The following is a 19660-nucleotide window of genomic DNA, read 5'->3' as shown; positions in this document are numbered from 1 at the left end:
CGGCGCCGCTCAGCCGTACAGCGACTCGACCGGCTCCATGACGATGCCGTGCGCCTCCAGCGCCTGTCGTCGCTCCTCGATGCGTCGGTGCATCTCGACCTGCGCGTCGGCGACGAGGTCGGCCGGCAGCGGCACCGAGGCGGGGTGCGGGTCGCCGTTTCCGGCGGCGATGTAGGCGTCGAGCTCGGGGCCCGAGGTCCATGAGCAGATCAGTGAGTAGCGCGGTGCCGTGCCGCGATGCCACACGGCGTGCCAGAAGCGCTGGGTGTCGACGATGATGCGCGAGCCCGCGTGCAGCGGCAGACGGATCTCGGTGGACGGGTCGAAGCGGTCCGAGCGCAGGATCAGCAGCGAATCGGCGTCGTCGGTGAGGTTGAGCCACGCCCGCACCACCCAGCCGGTGCCCTCGACGTTCAGCCGGTTGTTGTCGTCCTGGTGCAGGTTGTAGATCGCGTCCGCGTAGGTGTTGGGCTGCAGCTCGATCACGCGGCAGCGCCCGACGTTCACACCGGGCTCGAGCGCACGCGCCTGCAGGGTGGGCGCCCGCTCGACCTGGGAGTCGATCCACACCCCGTCCTTGTCGGTGCGCGGCGGGGTGTGGTTCCAGAAGCCGTTGCACTCGATCTCGCCGGCATGACTGGCCAGCGGCGCGAAGCGCGTGATGCCCGAGGAGCGCCAGCCCACGTACTCCAGGTCGAGCCACTCGGCGGGGTCCGCGGACTGGTCGTGGCGATCGAGCACGACGAAGCCCGTCTCGCTGAGGGCGGCAGAGGTGAGGAATCCCATCGCGTTCTCCCTTTCGGCGTGAGGCGATCCTATTCCGACCGTAGCCCGCTTCCGCCCGGTCGGGCCGGACAAAACGCGCTCCCGGCCTTGCGGCCGCGTGCGGGTAGGGTGTGGCCATGACGCTGCAGGATGCGCTGAGCGGCTTCGCCGCGCCGCTGGCTCCCACCGAGAGCCTGCGCGAGCAGATCGAGAACCAGCTGTCGGCGCGGATCGTCGCGGGTGAGATCCCGCCCGGCCAGGTGCTGACCGTGCCGCGTCTGGCAAGTGACTTCGGGGTCAGCGCCACGCCGGTGCGCGAGGCGATGCTCAACCTCACGCGCCGCGGTTTCCTCAGTCCCATCCGCAATCGTGGCTTCGCGGTGACGGAGGTCTCGCAGGACGAGCTGAACGAGCTGTGCGAGGTGCGGATGCTGCTCGAGGCGCCGCCCATGCGCCGCATCGCCGGCGCCCTCGACGACGAGGTCGTCGCCGAGCTGCGGGTACTCGCCGACCGCATCGTCGACGCCGGGCGGGCGGGGCTGTTCGCGGAGTTCCTGGCGGCCGACACCGCCTTCCACCTGCGGGTGCTCGAGCTGGCCGGCAACCGCACTCTGCTCGGGGTGGTGCGCGAGCTGCGTCAGCAGACGCGGCTGGTGGGCCTCGCGCATCTGGTGGAATCCGACGCCCTCATGCCGACCGCCCTCGAGCACGCGCAGCTGGTCGACCTGCTGGTCGCCGGTGACGGTGAGGGAGCCGAGGCGCTGATGCGCCGCCATATCGGCCACGTCGGGGGCATCTGGAGCGGGCGCGACGAAGGCTGACCCTTCCGCCGGCGCTGCTCGGTCACGGATTGGTCTCGAAGGTTTCCGTTCCCACCCCGCACAAAGTAATGTGTCACGTACTATCCGATGGCAAATGCAATGAGGCATCCAGGAGGACCATCACATGCATACCCGCACTCCGCGTCTGCGACGCACCCTCTCCATCGTCGCCGCAGTCGGCGCGATCATCATCACCGCCGGCTGCTCGGGCGGCCTCGGGGCCGGCGACGACGGAGACGGCGGCAAGTCCGACGGCCCCATCAAGCTCGGCATGCTGGCGCCCTTCTCCGGCAGCGAATCCGCCTTCGGCGACTACATGAAGAACGGCGCGCAGCTCGCGATCGACGAGATCAACGCGGACGGGGGCATCGACGACCGCAAGCTCGAACTCGTCGTCGAGGACGATGCCTGCGACGCCACCGCGGCGGTCGCCGCGGCGAACAAGCTCGTCACCAACGGCGTGGTCGCCTCCGTCGGCGGTTACTGCTCGGGAGCGACACTGCCCACCCTGCCGATCTTCGACGAGGCCGGCATCCCGATGGTGATCCCCGCCGCGAACTCGAACGAGCTCGTCAAGCAGCAGCTCCCCGGCGTCTTCCTCATCAACGGCACCGGCACTCAGCAGGCCAAGGCCGCGGTGACATACGCCGAGAAGATCGGCGCGAAGACGGTGGCGGCGATCAACGACGCCACCGCGTACTCCGCCGACCTCGCCAAGTCGTTCGTGCAGCAGGCGAAGGATGCCGGGCTGACGGTCTCGTTCGAGGCCACCGTCACCCCGGGTGAGAACGACTACTCGGCAGTGGCCACTCAGCTCGCCTCGGCCAAGCCCGACCTCGTCTACTGGACCGGTTACTACCAGGAGGGCGGCCTGATCGTGCGCCAGTCCACCGACGCGGGCTACGAGGGCGCGTTCCTGGTCGGCGACGGCTCGGTGGATGCGAAGTTCGCCGAGATCGCCGGCAAGGGCTACACCGACAACGTCGTGGGCACCTTCACGCAGACGCCCGACATGATCCAGGGCGCCGACAAGTGGATCGCCGACTACGAGAAGCTCGCCGGCGGCAAGCCGGGCCCGTACTCCACCCAGTCGTACGACGCCGTGCGCGTGGTCGCCGAGGCGATCGACGAGGCCGACAGCACCGACTTCGACAAGGTTGTCGCGGCGCTGGAGGGGCTGAAGGACTTCAAGACCTTCGCCGGCCCGCTGACCTTCACCAAGGACCACACCCTCTCGGGCGGTGGCTTCGTGATCGTGGCCATCGACCCCGCGAGCGGCAGCTTCGTGCTCAAGGACGACCTCCAGGGCTGAGATCGACCGGCGGGGCGGCGCGAGCCGCCCCGCTCGTCGGCGCTGTCCGGCATCCGCCCGGCACGCCTCCTTCCGCCCCTGACGAGCAAGGACATCCGCAGTGATGCAACTCATCTGGAACGGCCTCATCGTCGGCTCGTTCTACGCCCTCGTCGCGCTCGGCTACAGCATGGTCTACGGGATCATCAAGCTGCTGAACTTCGCGCACGGCGACATCTACATGCTCGGCGCCTTCGCCGGCTTCGCCACCATGTCGGCATTCGGGATCTCCAACGAGTCGTCGATCCCGCTGCTGCTGGTCATCATGCTGCTGTCGATGGTGACCACCGGCCTCATCGGCGTGGGCATCGAGCGCATCGCCTACCGGCCGCTGCGCAAGAGCCCGCGCCTGGCCGTGCTGATCACGGCCATCGGTGTCTCGTTCACCCTCGAGTACGCCGTGCGGCAGATCTTCGGCCCGAACCCCGAAGCCTTCCCGGTGCGGCTGGAGTCCTCGGGCTTCAACTTCGCCGGCATGCGCATCACCGCCGCACAGATCGTGCTCGTCGTGATCGCGGCCGCGCTGATGCTCGTGCTCGCGCACATCGTCGAGCGCACCCGGCAGGGACGCGCGATGCGCGCGATCGCCCTCGACCCGCAGGGCGCGCAGCTGATGGGCATCAACGTCAACCGCGTGATCGCCACGGTCTTCTTCATCGGGTCGGCACTCGCCGGCGCGGCGGGCGTGATGGCCGGCGCCTACTACGGCTCGATCGACTTCCTGATGGGGTTCATCATCGGTCTGAAGGCGTTCACCGCGGCCGTCATCGGCGGCATCGGCAACCTCTACGGCGCCATGCTCGGCGGCCTGCTGCTCGGGCTGCTCGAGTCGTTCGGCTCGGCCTGGTTCGGCGGCGAATGGCGCGACGTCTTCTCGTTCGCCTTCCTCATCCTGTTCCTCACCTTCAAACCGACCGGGCTGCTCGGCGCCCGCGTCGTCGAGAGGATGTGACATGTCCCGCTCCGCATTCAGAGACGACGCCGCACTGCGTGCCCCGTCGCCGCTGTTCGACCGCCCGGCCACGCCGGCCGGCATCCTCTCGTCCAACACCGGCTTCCTGCGCGCGCTCGGCACGATCAGCGTCGTGCTGCTGCTCGTGCTGCCGTTCCTCGACGCGTCGCGGTACACCATGTCGATCGCGACGAGCGCGCTGATCTACATCATGCTGTGCATGGGCCTCAACGTCGTCGTCGGCTACGCCGGTCTGCTCGACCTGGGCTACATCGCCTTCTTCGCCGTCGGCGCCTACACCTCCGGCATCTTCACCACGGTGCTCGGCTGGCCGATGTGGGCGGCGCTGCCGGCCACGGTTCTGGCGTGCATCATCGCCGGCATCATCATCGGCGCGCCCACGCTGCGCCTGCGCAGCGACTACCTCGCGATCGTCACGCTCGGCTTCGGCGAGATCATCCGGATCACCGCGAACAACCTCGACATCACCGGCGGGCCGTCCGGCATCCACGGCATCCCCACCTGGCGCTTCGGCGACTGGAGCTTCGCCGACGGCTTCACCCTGTTCGGGCTGGAGTTCCCGCAGCGCGTGGTGTTCTACTACTTCGTGGCCGCCGTGGTCGTGCTCGTCGGGGTGATCGGCGCCGGGCGCCTCGCCCGCGGCCGGCTCGGCAGGGCCTGGAAGGCCGTGCGCGACGACGAGGACGCCGCTGAGGCGATGGGCATCAACACCTACATCGCGAAGATCATGGCGTACATCATCGGCGCGGTCTGGGCCGGTGTCGCCGGTCAGCTCATGGCGACTCACCTGTCGGCGATCAGCCCGAACAGCTTCCAGTTCCTGTACTCGGCGCTCATCCTCATGGCCGTCGTGCTCGGCGGCATGGGCTCCACGCCCGGTGTGATCATCGGCGCGCTGTTCGTCTCGCTCGCCCCCGAGCTGCTGCGCGACTTCGCCGAATGGCGCTTCCTCATCTTCGGCGTGCTGCTCGTCGTGGTCATGCTGTTCCGCCCCTCGGGGCTGTGGCCGGCGACCGCGGTGCTGCCGTGGCTGAAGAAGCGGCGGCCGGTGCTGCCGGCGACCGCCGGGTTCATGGCGGTGCCGCCGCCGACGGCCAACGAGGACCTCGAGACCGTGGAAGGCGAGGAGAGCCGATGAGCGCGCTGCTGGAGGTCAAGGACCTGCGCCTGCAGTTCGGTGGCGTCAAGGCCGTCGACGGGCTGAGCTTCTCGGTCGAGGCGGGGGAGATCCTCGCGGTGATCGGGCCCAACGGCGCCGGAAAGACCAGCGCGTTCAACTGCATCTCGGCGTTCTACCTGCCGACATCCGGATCCGTGGTCTTCGATGGCAAGGACATCGTGCGCGAGGCGCCCGGAATCTTCCGCACCCTGCGCCTGGTCGACCTGCTGCAGAGCTTCGGCTTCTACCGCGTCCTGCCCTCGCGGGTGACGAAGTGGGGCATGGCGCGCACGTTCCAGAACCTGCGCCTGTTCCGCGAGCTCAGCGTGCTCGACAACGTCAAGACGGCCATGCACGCCAACCTTCGCGAAGGCTTCTGGGCGACGCTGCTGCACACGCCCGGGTACCGGCACGCCGAGGCGGAGTGCGCAGAGCAGGCTCGCGGATGGCTGGACTTCGTCGGCTTCACCGGCGACGAGAACCTCTACGTCACGCAGCTGCCCTACGGCGAGCAGCGCCGCGTCGAGATCGCTCGGGCCCTCGCCACGGGCCCGAAGCTGCTGCTGCTGGACGAGCCCGCCGCCGGCCTGAACTTCAACGAGAAGCAGGGGCTGATGCAGCTCATCCGCCGCATCCGCGACCTCGGCGTCGCCGTCGTGCTGATCGAGCACGACATGGGGCTGATCATGGAGCTGGCCGAGCGCATCGTGGTGCTCAACTACGGCAAGGAGATCGCAGTGGGCACCCCCGAGCAGATCAAGCACGACCCCGTGGTCATCGAGGCGTACCTCGGCGTCGAGGACGAGGCGCTCGACGACACCAAGCTGCAGACCGGCACGGTGAACCTGTCGTCGCTCGACCCTGCCCGACCGGGCCGGGGCCGGAAGGAGAAGCGCCCGTGAGCACGCTGACGGTCGATGCGGCCGACGTCTACTACGGTCGCGTGCACGCCCTGCGGGGCTTGAGCTTCGAGGTGCAGGACGGCGAGATCGTCTGCCTGCTGGGTAACAACGGCGCCGGCAAGTCGACGACGATGAACATGCTCTCGGGGCTCGTGCGCCCGAAATCGGGCGCGGTGCGCTGGGGCGAGATGGACCTCGCCACAGCCAAGCCCTGGGACATCGTCGCGGCCGGGCTCATCCACGTACCCGAGGGCCGGCGGATCTTCTCGACGATGACCGTGCACGAGAACCTGCTGCTGGGTGGATACACCGTGCGCGACGCGAAGCTCATCGGCCGGCGCGTCGAGCAGGTGTACGGCCTGATGCCGCGGCTCGCCGAGCGACGCCGTCAGCAGGGCGGCACGCTCTCGGGCGGCGAGCAGCAGATGGTGGCGATCGGACGTGCGATCATCGGCGGACCCAAGCTGCTGCTGCTCGACGAGCCGTCGATGGGACTTGCACCGCTGGTGGTCAAGCAGGTCATGGAGACGATCCAGGCGGTCAACGCCCAGGGCACCACGGTGCTGCTCGTGGAGCAGAATGCCAGGGCGGCGCTGAAGATCGCCGACCGGGCGTACGTCGTCGAGAGCGGACAGACCACGCTGTCGGGTCCGGCCGCCGAACTGGCGGCGGATGCCAGAGTGATCGACGCCTACCTCGGCGGCTGAGGCGATCTCCCGTCGTAAGCATGTGACATTGCACTAGGCTGGTCGAGGAGGTGTGATCGATGCGGATCATCGTGATCGGAGCCGGGGCCGTGGGGGCCGCCTGCGCGCTGAGTCTGACCGAAGCCGGCGCTGACGTGATCGTCGTCGACCGCACCGGCGTGGCCGGGGAGACCTCGAGTCGCTGCGAGGGCAACATCCTGGTGTCCGACAAAGAACCCGGAGCCGAAGCGGGCATGGCGATCGAGGCCAACCGCGCCTGGCGCGCACTCGCCGCCCGGCTCGACGCGGAGCGCGTGCCGGGTCAACCCGCCACGGAGTTCGAGGCCAAGGGTGGCATCGTCGTCGCGTTCCCGGAGGGCGCAGAGGCACTGCAGGGCTTCGCCGCCGCGCAGCGCGAGACCGGCATCCGCGCCGAAGTGCTCGACGCACATGCCCTGCGCGCGGCTGAGCCGCACCTCGCGCCCGAGATCGCCGTCGGCGTGCACTACCCGGATGACGCCCAGGTGCAGCCCAGCCTCGCCACTCAGGCGATGCTCGCCCGCGCCCGTCATCTCGGCGCACAGCTGCAGCTCACCGAGGTCACCGGCGCGATCGTCGAAGCCGGGCGGGTGCGGGGCGTGCGCACCCCGACCGGACGCATCGACGCGGATGCCGTGGTGAACTGCGCCGGACCCTGGGCCGGGGAGATCGCGGCGCTGTTCGGCGCCGCCCTCGACATCCGGCCGCGCCGCGGCACGATCCTGGTGACCACCGCGATGCCGCAGCGTGTGTTCCACAAGGTGTACGACGCCGATTACGTGGGCGCCGTCGGGTCGGGGGATGCCGCGCTGCAGACGTCGACGGTGGTGGAGTCCACCCCCGCCGGGACGGTGCTGATCGGCTCCAGCCGCGAGCGCGTCGGATTCTCCGAGGACGGCCTGCTGGCGCCGCTCGCCGAGGTCGCGGCGAAGGCGAGCCGGCTGTTCCCGTTCCTGCGCGACACGATGCTGCTGCGCACCTACTTCGGCTTCCGCCCGTACGCGCCCGACCACCTGCCCGCGATCGGCGCGGACACCCATGTGCAGGGGCTGTTCCACGCCGCCGGGCACGAGGGCGCCGGTATCGGCCTGGCCCCGACGACCGGGGCGCTCATCGCGCACGCGGTGCTCGGCACCCCGGCGCCCCTGGACCCGACGCCCTTCCTGCCCTCGCGGGCCACCCTGCAGGGAGCCGCCGCATGACCGCCGCCCCCCGCCCACTCGCTCCAGTCACGGCCCGCTCACTCGCTCCGGTATCAGTTTCTGCCGCCGCGAGCGCGCTCAGGCGGCAGAAAGTCATACCGGAGGCAGTGCGGTTGGCGAGGGGGAGCGGGCGATGAGCGTTCGGATCCGGTTCGACGGCGAGGTGCTCGAAGGGCGCGACGGCCAGAGCATCGCCGGCGTGCTGCTCGCGCACGGGCACCGCACCTGGCGCACCGCCGAGGGCGGCGAGCGCGGCATCTTCTGCGGCATCGGCGTGTGCCAGGACTGCGTGCTCACGGTCAACGGCGTCGAGGGCGTCCGCGCCTGCCAGCGTACCGTCTGCGACGGTGACGTGATCGAGAGGGAGACCCGCGCATGAGCGCCAGCGCACCCCGGGTGATGGTCATCGGCGCGGGTCCCGCCGGGCTGGCCGCCGCGGTCGCCGCAGCGGACGCCGGCGCCGACGTGGTGATCGTCGACGAAGGCGAGCGTGTCGGCGGGCAGTTCTGGCGCCATCACCCCACCCTCACGGACGAGCGCCTGCAGCATCAGCGCCGCCGCTTCGCCGATCTGCGCGATCGCCTGCGCGATGTGCGGGTGGTGTCCTCCGCGAGTGTGTGGCGAGTCGAGCCGGGCCCGCCGCTGCGTGCGCACGTGCTGATCGGCCCCGCCGACGCCGCGAACCGACGCGCGGAGACCATCGAGGCGGATGCCGTCGTCGTCGCCACTGGCGCGCACGATCGCGTTCTGCCCGTGCCGGGATGGACGCTTCCCGGCGTCACCTCCGCCGGTGCCGCGCAGGCGCTGTCCAAGCGCGACGGACTCGCGCCCGGCGCGCGCACCGTCGTCGCCGGGGCCGGCCCGTTCCTGCTGCCGGTCGCGCAGAGCGTGGCGCTGATGGGCGGCGAGGTGGCCGAGGTCGTCGAGGCGACGGCAGCAGGACGGATGCTGCGCGGCTGGGGGGCTCGCGCCTGGGAGCTCACCGCAGCGGCCGGCAAGGCCGGAGAGCTCGGCTCGTACCTCTTCTCGCTGGCACGCCATCGCACGCCGTACCGCTTCGGCAGCGCGGTCATCCGCATCCACGGCGACACAGCAGTGGAAGCGGTGACCGTGCAGCGGATCGACGCGGACTGGCGTCGGATCGCCGGAACCGAGCGCACCGTCGAGTGCGACTCCGTCGCACTCGGTCACGGGTTCACCCCGCGGCTCGAGGCGGCCATCCAGTTCGGCTGCGAGATCGCTCCCGACCGCTTCGTGCGAGTCGGCGATGACCAGGGCACAAGCGTCGCCGGCGTCTACGCCGCAGGCGAGGTCACCGGGATCGGCGGTGCGGATGCCGCGCTCGCCGAGGGCGAGCTCGCCGGCCTCGCAGCCGCCGGGGTTCCTGACACCGACCCCCGCTGGAGGGCGCCGTTGGCCGCCCGGCGACGGATGCGGGCGTTCGCCGTCCGCCTGGATGTGCACCGCATCGGCCGAGGATGGACGAGTTGGCTCGAGGACGACACCATCATCTGTCGCTGCGAGAGTGTGCCGAAGGCTCGCATCGACGAGTACTCGGCCGCTTCGTCTCGTGCCATGCGCCTGTCCACTCGCGCGGGGCTGGGCGCCTGCCAGGGGCGCACCTGCGGTCGCAGCGTGGAGGATGTGCTGGGGACGAGCTTCAGCCTGGACCGGCGTCCGGTGCTCTCGTCGGTGCGTATCGGCGAGCTGGCTGCGAGCGCTGAGCTCGCCGCTCTCGCCGAGGGCGACGGCGTCTCGGGCGGGCCGGATGATGCGCCGCCGCCGTCGATCCCGCGCGCGTGAATCGACGGAGCGAGTGGGTCAGCAGCGAGCAAAGAAGCGTCGCAGATCGCCGTGTAGCGTGTAACATGTTACACGCCAGTACGCGACAAAGGAGACGCTCATGAGCACCACCACGACCGAGAACCCGATCGCCTCACCAGCCCCCGCCGACGAACGTCGTGTGCGGAAGGTCATGACGTCGTCGGCGATAGGGCACTTCGTCGAGTGGTTCGACTTCGCGGTGTACGCCTATGCTGCGCCGGTCATCGCCGCGCTGTTCTTCCCGCAGACCGACCCGGCAGCGGCGCTCATGGCGGTGTTCGGCATCTACGCGGTGGGATTCGTCGCGCGTCCGATCGGTGCTTTCCTTCTCGGATACCTGGGCGACCGGCTCGGACGCAAGCGCGTGCTGGCCGGCGTGATCCTCGTGATGGGCATCTCCACCACCCTCATCGGCCTGCTGCCGACGTACGCGGTGATCGGCGTCGCGGCACCGGTGCTGCTGGTCGTGCTCCGCATGGTGCAGGGCCTCTCCGCCGCCGGCGAGACCATCGGCTCGAACTCCTTCGTCGCCGAGCACTCGCCGACCGCCCGGCGCGGCTTCAACGTGGGCATGGTCTACACGTGGTCGAACCTTCCGCCGGTCATCGCCGCCCTGCTGGTGCTCGCTCTCACCACGATCCTCCCGCCCGAGGCGTACCAGGCCTGGGGCTGGCGTGTGCCGTTCCTGCTCGGCGCGCCGCTCGCCGTCGTCGGTCTGTACATCCGCACCCGGGTCGACGAGTCGCCCGCGTTCCTCGAGATGCGCGAGAACCGCCAGGTGGAGTCGGCGCCCATCCGCACGGTCTTCCGCGAGCAGTGGCGCAACATGCTCGTCTGCTTCAGCATCGCCGCTGTCGCCAGCCTCGGCTACTACTCGCTGACCGGGTACTTCTTCTCGTACATGACGGTGACGATCGGGCTCGAGTCGTCGGCCGCCCTGATCTCCAACAGCATCGCGCTGCTCATCACGTTCTTCACCGTGCCGGTCGCCGCCCTCGTCTCGGACCGCATCGGGCGCCGCCGGATGCTGCTCATCGCCGGCCTGTTCGGCGCGGTCGTCGCCGTGCCGGCGTACCTGCTCGTCGGCGTCGGGACGCTCGGCGCGGCGATCATCAGCCAGGGACTGCTCGGTCTGGCGCTCGGGCTGTTCTTCGGGCCGGCGGGTCCCGCGTTCGTCGAGCTGTTCCCGGCCCGAGTGCGCTACACCGGCGCATCGATCAGCTACAACCTGGCCTTCACGATCTTCGGCGGCACTGCACCGCTGCTCGCGACCTGGCTGATCGGCGTGACCGGTTCGACCGTCGCGCCCGCCTGGTACGTGGTGATCATCACGGTGCTGGCGCTCCTCGTGGTCCTCACGATGCCCGAGACTCGACACCGCTCGATGCGCGACTGAGAAAGACGAAGTGATGAGCCACACCCGTCCGCTTCCGAGCACGGCGATCGTGCACAGCGGCAGCGCACCCGAGCGTGCGAGAATTCTCGCCGTGGACGCGTTGCGGCGGCATCCGGATCCGTCCCTCGTCCCCCGTTTCGCAGGAGGTATCTGATGCGCGCGCGTCGAACGATCCAAGCCGTCGATTCGCACACCGAAGGGATGCCGACGCGCGTCGTCACCGGTGGCGTGGGACGCATCCCCGGCGCGACGATGAACGATCGCCGCCTGTACGCCATGGAGCACCTCGACGGGCTGCGCGGCTTCCTCATGAACGAGCCGCGCGGTCACTCCGCCATGTCGGGTGTGCTGCTGCAGCCGCCCGCTCGGGACGACGCCGACTGGGGCATCGTGTTCATCGAGGCATCCGGATTCTTGCCGATGTGCGGCCACGGCACCATCGGGGCGGCGACGGTGCTCGTCGAGACGGGCATGGTCGAGGTGACCGAGCCGGTCACCGAGATCCGCCTGGACGTGCCGGCTGGCCTGGTGATCGCGCGGGTGCGCGTCGAGGACGGCCGGGCCGTCGACGTCACCATCGAGAACGTGCCGAGCTTCGTCGACCGGCTCGACGAGCGCATCCACGTGCCCGGCATCGGCGAGATCAGCTACTCGGTCGCGTTCGGGGGCAACTACTACGCGCTCGTCGACCTCGAGCAGGTGGGGCTGCCCTTCGATCGGTCCCGGCAGGACGACATCCTCGCCGCCGGACTTGCCATCATGGATGCCATCAACACCCAGGCCCCGCCCGTGCACCCGGTGCTGCGCGGCGCCGACCACGTGCATCACGTCGAGTTCATCGCCCCCGGATCGGATGCCGTCCGCTCCCGGCACGCCATGGCGATCCACCCGGGCTGGTTCGACCGCTCACCCTGCGGCACCGGCACCAGCGCGCGCATGGCGGAACTGCACGCCCGGGGCGAACTCGACCTGCACGTGCCGTTCGTGAACGAGTCGTTCATCGGCACGGAGTTCACCGGCACACTGGTGGCCGAGACGCGTGTGGGCGACCGCCCCGCGGTGGTGCCCACCATCACCGGACGCGCATGGGTGACCGGACTCGGGCAGTACCTGCTCGACCCGGACGACCCGTTCCCCGAGGGGTTCGTGTTCTGAGCTGAACGCCGGCTCACGCCGACACCCACACGCCGACAACACAGACATTCATCGAGACGAGGAGAGAACAGTGACAGAGAAGCCCATCGAGGCCGTCGCCGCCGCGGCGGCGACCGCCGCCCGTCCCTTCGCCCGCACCAGCCCCCGAGAGCGCGGTGCGGCCCTGGTCGCGGTCGCCGAAGCGCTGGAGGCCGCATCGCCCGAGCTCATCGAGATCGCGATGCGCGAGACCGGCCTCACCGAGGCGCGGCTGACCGGCGAGCTGCGGCGCACCGCCTGGCAGCTGCGCCTGTTCGCCGACACCATCGTCGACGGCGGCTACCTCGACGCGCGCATCGACGCCGCCGACCCCGACTACGTCATCGGCCCGCGCCCGGACCTGCGCCGGATGCTCGAACCGGTCGGCCCCGTGCTGAACTTCGCCGCATCGAACTTCCCCTTCGCGTTCTCGGTGGCCGGCGGCGACTCCGCCGCCGCGCTCGCCGCGGGATGCCCGGTGGTGGTGAAGGCGCACTCCGGGCATCCGGAGCTGTCCGAGCGCACCGCCCAGATCGTCGCCGCCGCCCTCGAAGGCGCGGGGATGCCGGCGGGAACCTTCCAGCTCATCAGCGGGCAGGAGAACGGCGTCGCGCTGCTGAAGGACGAGCGCATCCGCGCCGGCGCGTTCACCGGATCGACGCACGTCGGCCGGATGCTGGCCGACATCGCGGCATCCCGACCCGTGCCGATCCCGTTCTACGGCGAGCTGGGCAGCGTGAACCCGGTCTACGCGACCTACGCCGACTCCGCACTGCTCGAGGCGTTCGTCACCTCTGTGTCCGGCTCGGCCGGACAGCTGTGCACCAAGCCCGGATTCCTGTTCGTCCCGGAGGGGGCGGATCTGGGCGCGGTGACGGATGCCGCCGGGGCCGTCGACGAGCACCGGCTGCTCAACCCCGGCATCGGGCGCGCGTTCTCGCAGCGCCGTGACGATGTGCTGGGCGCCGACGGGGTCACCGTGCTGTCGGAGGGCGAGGTGCGCACGGATGACGCCGGGCAGGCCTACGCCACCCCGACGGTGGTGACCGTCGACGTCGACACCCTGATGGCGAACCGCGACGCCCTGCTCGAGGAGTCGTTCGGACCGCTGTCGGTGATCGTGCAGTACGGCGACCGTGACGCACTGCCGGCGCTGCACGTCGAGCTGTTCCCCGGAAACCTCACCTCGACCGTGCACGCCCGCGAAGAGGAGCTGTCCGACGGCTCCCTCGCCCCGCTCGTGGACGCGCTCGCGCAGACCAGCGGACGCGTGCTGTTCGGCGGCTGGCCCACCGGTGTGTCGGTGACGCCCGCCATGCAGCACGGCGGCCCGTACCCCGCCACCACGACGGATGCCACCAGCGTCGGCACCGCCGCGATCACGCGCTTCCTGCGCGGCGTCGCCTACCAGGGTGCGCCGCAGGAGCTGCTGCCCGCCCCGCTGCGCGACGACAATCCGTGGAACGTGCCGCAGCAGCACAGCGAAGCGGGCCGTTCGACCGAGTGGGGCTCCTTCGCCCGCTGATCCGACCGGTCGGCCTCGCCTCTCCGCCGAGACCGCCACCTTCAGCCGAGACCCCCACGTGTGCGCAGACGCACGTGGGGGTCTCGGCAGCAAGCAGGGGTGTCGGCGACCGCGCGGGGAAGGGCGTCAGATCCGGACGCCGGATCTGATCACGGCCCGACGCGCGTCCTCGCGCCACAGCGCAGAGGGGTCGGTGAGCGGATCGGATGCCAGCAGCACGGCATCCCCGTACGCGCCCGGCCGCAGGTGCCCCAGTGCGGCATCCCCGATCAGCGCCGCATTCACCACGGTCATCGACTGCAGGGTCCGGGCGGCACCGCTGGCCTCGACCTGCAGGCGCACCCCGGCCAGCTGGTCGTCTTCGAGGTCGCCCATCAGATCGCTGCCGAAGCCGACGCGCACACCCGCGTCGTGCGCGAGCCGCACGGCATCCTGCCCCTTCGCGAGGACCTCGGCGTTCTTCGCGAGTGACACCGCGTTCAGTCCGATCTCGGCGCCGCGGCGGTCCATCGCCTCGTACGCGGCGAGGGTGGGGACAAGGAAGGCGCCCGCTTCGGCCATCATCGCCGCGGTGGCCTCATCGATGAGGTTGCCGTGCTCGATCGAGCGGATGCCGGCCTGCACCGCATGCTGCACGGCCTCCGACGAGTAGGCGTGCGCGGCGACGTAGCTGCCGCGCCGGGTCGCCTCGTCGACCACGGCGCGCAGCTCTTCAGGGGAGTACTGCGGGACGCGGATGGGATCGGTCAGCGAGAAGACGCCGCCCGAGGCCATCACCTTGATCGCGTGCGCGCCCGTGCGCAGCCGCTCGCGCACGGCGACGCGCAGGGCGTCGACTCCGTCTACGACCTCGCACATGTGCCCGTGCGAGAAGCACACATCCACGTGCGCGGCGCGCGGGTCGCCATGCCCGCCGGTCTGACTGAGCGCCGGGCCGGTGAAGTGGTACCGCGGCGACGGGAACAGTCCGGCGTCGATCGCCTGAGCGAGCCCGATGTCACCACCGGCCACGTCGCGCACGGTCGTGAAGCCGCGCTGCAGCGCCCGGGTGAGCCGTCGCGCGCCGTTGAGCGCGGCGTAGCTGAGCGGGCCGCGCTCGTTCTCGAAGCCGCCCATGCTCGTGGCGTAGGCGTGGAAGTGCGCGTCGATGAGTCCGGGGACGACCCAGAGGCCGGTGCCGTGGAGCACGTCGGCGTCGGGATGCGAATGCTCGCTCACCATTCCGTCGGCGAGGTGCAGGTCGCGGCGCTCGAAGCGCTCGCCGTCCCAGACCTGGGCGCCGGTGATCGTCAGGGGTGCTGCGGTGAAGGACGCGGTCGACATGCTTCTCTCTTCTTCGGGTCGTGGTCAGCGCAGGCTGAAGCCGTCTGCGACCGGGTCGCCCTCGTCGAGCTCGAACGTGCACGAGCCGACCCGGTACGCCGTGCCGCGGACTTCGGGGATGACGCCCTCCGCGGTGCGCTCGGCGACACGGGCGAGGAAGCGGGTGCCGATGATCGAGTCGTGCGTGAGCGTCTCGTCGTCGGCGAGCTCACCGGTCGCGGCGAGCAGGGCCACGCGCGCCGCCGTGCCCGACCCGCACGGGCTGCGGTCGACCTCGCCGTCGGCGAACACCGTCACGTTGCGCTGATGGGGGCCGGCATCGGTGCGCCCGAGATCGTCGAACAGGATGGTGCCGTACACCCCCGAGAGACGGTCGTCTTCGAGCTGCGCGGCAGGATGATCGTTGAGCGCCCACTTGATCTCGCGACCGATCGCGATGAGGTCGGTGGTGTGCTGGGGGGTGACCTCGAGCCCGACGGGCGAGGCGGGCAGAGTGGCGTAGACGGCCCCGCCGAAGACGAGGTCGACCTCGACGTCGCCGCGCGAGGTGCGCAGCGGGATGCCGCGGGCAAGCAGCCGCGATTCGACGTTGCGGAAGACGATCTCGTCGATGCGTCCGGCGCTCTGGCGCACCAGCGCCTGCACGCGTCCGCTCGGCACGTCGATCGTCACCGCCGTCTCGCCGTCCGGGTCGGACGGGACGCGGCCCGTGCGCACCGCCCAGGCGCCGAGGGCGATCGTGCCGTGTCCGCACGCCGTCGAGAAGCCGTCCTTGTGCCAGAACAGCACGCCGAAGTCCGCGCCGGCGTCGTCGGGCGGGGTGATGAACCCGCCGTACATGTCGTCGTGGCCGCGCGGCTCGAGGCAGAGGAACCGCCGGATGGCATCCGCGTCGCCGCTGATCGCCTCGACCCGGCGCTCGGCGACTGTGTCGCCGTGCGTCGGCACGTCCTCGACGATGCGGAACGGTTCGCCGGCGGTGTGCCAGTCCTCGGTGCTCCACTGCATGCGCTCTCCTTCGGTGCTCGGGTGATTCCGCGATCCGGCGCTCAGACGGCCAGACGGGCGACGGCGAGGTCCTGCCAGCCCATGCCGCAGGTCTTGACGATCCGCGGGCGGTCGGTCGCCGCGGGGGTCGCGCCGGTGAACAGCTCGTGCATGGTCACCACGTCGTCCAGGCGCAGCATCCCCGCCTCGACCGCGACGATCACGTCACCGGCCTCGGATGCCGCGACCCGCCGGCTCTCCACGACGACCTGCGATCGGCCGACAAGGGCGGGGTCGAGCTCGGTGCGGTCGGGCTCGTGTGAGCCGATGGCGACGATCGTCGCGTCGTCGCGCACCGATTCGGAGGGGAACAGGGGAGCGGATGCCGTGGTCGCGCACACGATGAGGTCGGCGGCCGCGATGTCGTCGAAGGTGCCGACGCGCATGTCGGCGTCCGGTGCGTAGGAGCGGGACGCCTCGACGGCGGATGTCGCACGCCCGGCATCCCGCCCGATCAGCCGCACCGAGCGCAGCGGGCGGATCGCCGCGAACGCCTCGACGTGACGGACCGATTGCGGACCGGTGCCGATGACGACGAGATCGCCGGCGCTCTGGCCGGCGAGCACGTCTGCGCAGGCGGCGGAGACCGCGGGGGTGCGCAGGCTCGTCAGCGCAGTGCCGTCGAGGATGGCCGTGGGAGCGAGCGTCTCGCCGTCGACGAGGATGTAGACGCCCTGAATGCGCTCAAGCCCCCGATCGGGGTTGCCGGGCGCGACCGTCGCGAACTTCTGGCCCACGGCGCCGCCGGTTGCGGCGGGCATGAGCAGCAGTTGCCCATTGGGGACGTCGAGGATCTGCCGTGCGAGGTCGTGCTCGGGGTCGAAGCCGTCTCGCAGCGTGCTCTGCACGGCCGCGATGGCGGCGGACATGCTCACCCGCTCGGCGAGCAGCTGCGCATTGACCAGGGCGAGATCGGCGATGACATCGGGCATGATCCCAATCTAGGTTCAAAACTGTAATATGTCACGCGCTATCGCTGCTCCGCGCGTCGCTCGGTTTCGATTCGCGCAGCGGCGGACGGATGTCGTAAGCTGGACGACGGTGACGTGTCCGAGCGGCCGAAGGTGCAACTCTCGAAAAGTTGTGTAGGGTAACCCCCTACCGTGGGTTCAAATCCCACCGTCACCGCCATGAGAACCCCCGAGTGATCGGGGGTTCTCGCGTATTGGAGGGCGGCGCGCGACCAGATCGTGCGCGTTGCGCCGACGGGTCACTTCCCCCGCGCGTCCGCCCGCTCCGCGTCAGAGTTCGGCGTCCAGCCGAACCAGCCGTCGTCGGCGGGGATCACACTCCAGTCACCGCAGGCGAAGACGGTCTTCGCCGCGTACGGGTCGGGTGCGCCGTCGAGCGTCCACACCGGAGCCGATCGCCGCTCCACATCCGCACAGTCGCCGGCGAGAGCGAAGTCGCCGGTGAGCAGGATGACCGCGTCATCGGAGCTCTTAGACGTTGAGGTGCGCACGGTGATGTCGGTGGCGTCCGAGGCGATCCACGGCGCGTCGACATCCGCCTCGGCATGGAACGCCGCGAGGTCGTCGAAGGTGTGCGTGGACTGCTGGTGGACGAGCTCCTCGTACACCGCGCATCCGGTCAGGGAGAATCCGGCTGCGGCGAGCAGGGCGGAAGCGGCGAGGGCTGTGCGTGCGTTCATGCTTCCAGCCTCGCCGCAGCGGATCCGCGCCGCGTCGGGCGTGGGACGTATCCGCATACCTCGCAGGGATGACCCCGGCGCGCAGCCGGGAAGCGTCAGCTGCCGGCTTCGGGGCGCCCGGCCCACCAGCCGATCACGTGGCCGATGTGCTGGTGCATGAGCCGCTCGGCGCGCTCGCCCTCGCCGGCCGCGAGCAGATCCAGCAGTTCGTGGTGCTCGGCCGCTGAACGTGACAGCTCCTCCGTGGCCAGCAGATCGGCCAGACCCGGCAGGCGGGTCTCCTTGCGCAGCTGCGAGATGAGCGCGGCCAGCCGGGGGTTGCCGCTGTGCACGTTGATGGACTCGTGGAAGGCGCGGTCGGCTTCGAGGTAGGTGGTGAGGTCACCGCTGGAGGCGCCGTCGACGATGGCATCCGCCGTCGCGCGCAGCTTCTCGATGGCATCCGCGGGGATCTTCCCCGCCAGCTCGCGCATCACCGGCGGCTCGAGCAGCCGCCGCACCGCGACGATGTTCGCCACCTCGTCATCGCGCACCTCGGTGACGCGGAATCCCTTGTTGCGCACCGCCTCGACGAAGCCGAGCTTCTCGAGGTTGAGCATCGCCTCGCGCACGGGCGTGGCAGAGACGTTGAAGCGCGCGGCGAGCGCGGGCGCCGAGAACAGCTCGCCGGGAGCCATCTCTCCGGCGCGGATCGCGGCCTCGAGCGCCACCTCCACGCGCTCCCGAAGGTTCATCACCGGCTGCAGGGGAGTGACGACGGAGGGAAGAGCCATGAACGACCACCGATCAACAAGCGTAGGCAGTGCCATGCGGCATGGCACTGCCTACGAAACTACCGGATGCCGCGGGGCAGGGCGGCAGCACGCCGCCGCGCCCCGCGGCACGGATCACTTGCCGTAGCCCTTGGCGGCGGCCTCTTCGGTGTCGGCGACGATGCGGTCGGCAACGTCCTTCGCAAGGGGCAGGCGCGGCGGACGGCACGGACCGCCGTACAGACCGAGCACATCCATCGAGAGCTTGATCGACTCGACGAACTCCGTCTTGGTGTCCCAGCGCAGCAGCTTGTGCAGATCGCGGTAGATCACCTTGGCGCGCTCGAGGTCGCGCACGTCTCCCGAGGTCGACAGCCGGAACAGCTCGACCGTGGCCTGCGGGATGGCGTTGGGGTAGCCGGCCACCCAGCCGACGGCCCCCGCGATGCCGATCTCGAGAACGCTGTCGTCGGTGCCGATGAGGATGTCGATGTCGGGAGCGAGCTCCTTGATCTCGTAGATGCGGCGTGGGTCGCCGGTGAACTCCTTCACACCAACCATGTGGCCGGCCTCGTGGATCTCGGCGATGAGGTCGGGCACGAGGTCGACCTTGGTGTCGATCGGGTTGTTGTAGCCGACGACGGGCAGGCCCACCTCGGCGACGGTCGCGTAGTGGTGCTTGACCTGCTCGCGGTTCGCGCGGTAGGTGTTCGGGGGCAGCAGCATGACGCAGTCTGCGCCGGCCTTCGCGGCCTGCTCGGCCCAGTGCGCCGACTGCAGCGCGCCGTACGCGCCGACACCCGCCATCACCGAGAAGCCCTCGGGGGCGGCATCCACCGCCACCTCGATCACCTTCGCGCGCTCCTGCTCGCTGAGGTTCTGGTACTCACCCAGGGATCCGTTCGGTGCGATCCCGTCGCAGCCGTTCTCGGCGAGGAAGCGCACGTGATCGGCGAAACGGTCGTAGTCGACCGAGAGGTCGTCCTTGAACGGCAGGGCGGATGCGACGATCACGCCATGCCAGGGAGCCTTCTGAGACATCTTTGTTCCTTTCCAGCTTTCGCGGCGCTG

At 70.2% G+C, this 19660-nt stretch carries 19 protein-coding genes and 1 tRNA gene; 13 read left to right on the top strand and 7 right to left on the bottom strand.

Annotated elements, in window-relative coordinates:
- Positions 1-9 precede the first annotated feature (9 nt).
- The gene (locus WFG93_RS00255; protein ID WP_336644310.1) at positions 10-786 is read right to left on the bottom strand and encodes a hypothetical protein; all 777 of its coding nucleotides are present in this window, start codon (positions 784-786) and stop codon (positions 10-12) included.
- A 116-nt stretch (positions 787-902) separates the two neighbouring features.
- On the opposite strand from WFG93_RS00255, the gene WFG93_RS00250 reads away from it, so the two are divergent.
- The 12 genes from WFG93_RS00250 (at position 903) to WFG93_RS00195 (ending at position 13816) form a co-directional block, all read left to right on the top strand.
- Positions 903-1586: a GntR family transcriptional regulator gene (locus WFG93_RS00250; RefSeq protein WP_336644309.1), complete on the top strand. Its 684-nt coding sequence runs from the start codon at positions 903-905 to the stop codon at positions 1584-1586.
- Positions 1587-1710: 124 nt separating this feature from the next.
- Complete coding sequence (locus WFG93_RS00245; RefSeq protein WP_336644308.1) at positions 1711-2898, top strand: branched-chain amino acid ABC transporter substrate-binding protein; 1188 nt, start codon at positions 1711-1713, stop codon at positions 2896-2898.
- Positions 2899-3001: 103 nt separating this feature from the next.
- Entirely contained in the window at positions 3002-3889 is an 888-nt protein-coding gene (locus WFG93_RS00240; RefSeq protein ID WP_336645033.1) for a branched-chain amino acid ABC transporter permease, read from the top strand.
- 1 nt (position 3890) lies between these two features.
- Entirely contained in the window at positions 3891-5048 is a 1158-nt protein-coding gene (locus WFG93_RS00235; protein WP_336644307.1) for a branched-chain amino acid ABC transporter permease, read from the top strand.
- Positions 5045-5971: an ABC transporter ATP-binding protein gene (locus WFG93_RS00230; protein ID WP_336644306.1), complete on the top strand. Its 927-nt coding sequence runs from the start codon at positions 5045-5047 to the stop codon at positions 5969-5971. Before WFG93_RS00235 ends, WFG93_RS00230 begins: the two co-directional genes overlap by 4 nt.
- Positions 5968-6678: an ABC transporter ATP-binding protein gene (locus WFG93_RS00225; RefSeq protein ID WP_336644305.1), complete on the top strand. Its 711-nt coding sequence runs from the start codon at positions 5968-5970 to the stop codon at positions 6676-6678. The genes WFG93_RS00230 and WFG93_RS00225 overlap by 4 nt, the downstream gene beginning before the upstream one ends.
- A gap of 59 nt (positions 6679-6737) precedes the next feature.
- Positions 6738-7898: an NAD(P)/FAD-dependent oxidoreductase gene (locus tag WFG93_RS00220; protein ID WP_336644304.1), complete on the top strand. Its 1161-nt coding sequence runs from the start codon at positions 6738-6740 to the stop codon at positions 7896-7898.
- A 133-nt stretch (positions 7899-8031) separates the two neighbouring features.
- Positions 8032-8277 (top strand): (2Fe-2S)-binding protein, encoded by a 246-nt coding sequence (locus WFG93_RS00215; protein WP_336644303.1) that lies wholly within the window; start codon positions 8032-8034, stop codon positions 8275-8277.
- Entirely contained in the window at positions 8274-9701 is a 1428-nt protein-coding gene (locus tag WFG93_RS00210; protein WP_336644302.1) for an FAD-dependent oxidoreductase, read from the top strand. The genes WFG93_RS00215 and WFG93_RS00210 overlap by 4 nt, the downstream gene beginning before the upstream one ends.
- Positions 9702-9801: 100 nt before the next feature.
- The gene (locus WFG93_RS00205) at positions 9802-11118 is read left to right on the top strand and encodes an MFS transporter (RefSeq protein WP_336644301.1); all 1317 of its coding nucleotides are present in this window, start codon (positions 9802-9804) and stop codon (positions 11116-11118) included.
- A 153-nt stretch (positions 11119-11271) separates the two neighbouring features.
- Positions 11272-12273 (top strand): proline racemase family protein, encoded by a 1002-nt coding sequence (locus tag WFG93_RS00200; RefSeq protein ID WP_336644300.1) that lies wholly within the window; start codon positions 11272-11274, stop codon positions 12271-12273.
- A gap of 70 nt (positions 12274-12343) precedes the next feature.
- The gene (locus WFG93_RS00195; RefSeq protein ID WP_336644299.1) at positions 12344-13816 is read left to right on the top strand and encodes an aldehyde dehydrogenase (NADP(+)); all 1473 of its coding nucleotides are present in this window, start codon (positions 12344-12346) and stop codon (positions 13814-13816) included.
- Between the two features lie 126 nt (positions 13817-13942).
- Here WFG93_RS00195 and WFG93_RS00190 read toward each other — a convergent pair whose 3' ends face one another.
- From WFG93_RS00190 to WFG93_RS00180, 3 genes are read right to left on the bottom strand one after another with little or no spacing between them, the layout of a single operon-like run.
- The gene (locus WFG93_RS00190) at positions 13943-15139 is read right to left on the bottom strand and encodes a metal-dependent hydrolase family protein (protein ID WP_336644298.1); all 1197 of its coding nucleotides are present in this window, start codon (positions 15137-15139) and stop codon (positions 13943-13945) included.
- Positions 15140-15163: 24 nt separating this feature from the next.
- On the bottom strand, positions 15164-16147 hold the full coding sequence (locus WFG93_RS00185; protein ID WP_336644297.1) for a proline racemase family protein: 984 nt from the start codon (positions 16145-16147) through the stop codon (positions 15164-15166).
- A 41-nt stretch (positions 16148-16188) separates the two neighbouring features.
- The gene (locus tag WFG93_RS00180; protein ID WP_336644296.1) at positions 16189-17118 is read right to left on the bottom strand and encodes an ornithine cyclodeaminase family protein; all 930 of its coding nucleotides are present in this window, start codon (positions 17116-17118) and stop codon (positions 16189-16191) included.
- A 108-nt stretch (positions 17119-17226) separates the two neighbouring features.
- Between WFG93_RS00180 and WFG93_RS00175 the strand changes: the two genes are divergently transcribed.
- Positions 17227-17317 (top strand) — tRNA-Ser (locus WFG93_RS00175).
- Positions 17318-17396: 79 nt separating this feature from the next.
- On the opposite strand, the gene WFG93_RS00170 is transcribed toward WFG93_RS00175, so the two are convergent.
- From WFG93_RS00170 to WFG93_RS00160, 3 genes are all read right to left on the bottom strand, one after another.
- Positions 17397-17837 (bottom strand): hypothetical protein, encoded by a 441-nt coding sequence (locus WFG93_RS00170; RefSeq protein ID WP_336644295.1) that lies wholly within the window; start codon positions 17835-17837, stop codon positions 17397-17399.
- 95 nt (positions 17838-17932) lie between these two features.
- A complete protein-coding gene (locus WFG93_RS00165) occupies positions 17933-18610 on the bottom strand; it encodes a GntR family transcriptional regulator (protein ID WP_336644294.1) in 678 nt (225 codons plus the stop codon).
- 114 nt (positions 18611-18724) lie between these two features.
- The gene (locus WFG93_RS00160) at positions 18725-19630 is read right to left on the bottom strand and encodes a dihydrodipicolinate synthase family protein (RefSeq protein ID WP_336644293.1); all 906 of its coding nucleotides are present in this window, start codon (positions 19628-19630) and stop codon (positions 18725-18727) included.
- Positions 19631-19660 lie beyond the last annotated feature (30 nt).

Origin of the sequence: Microbacterium sp. USHLN186, assembly GCF_037145155.1 — a bacterium.
Classification (GTDB): Bacteria; Actinomycetota; Actinomycetes; order Actinomycetales; family Microbacteriaceae; genus Microbacterium.
The sequence above is the reverse complement of the archived record's forward strand: the minus strand, read 5'-3'. Positions and strand labels throughout refer to the sequence as shown.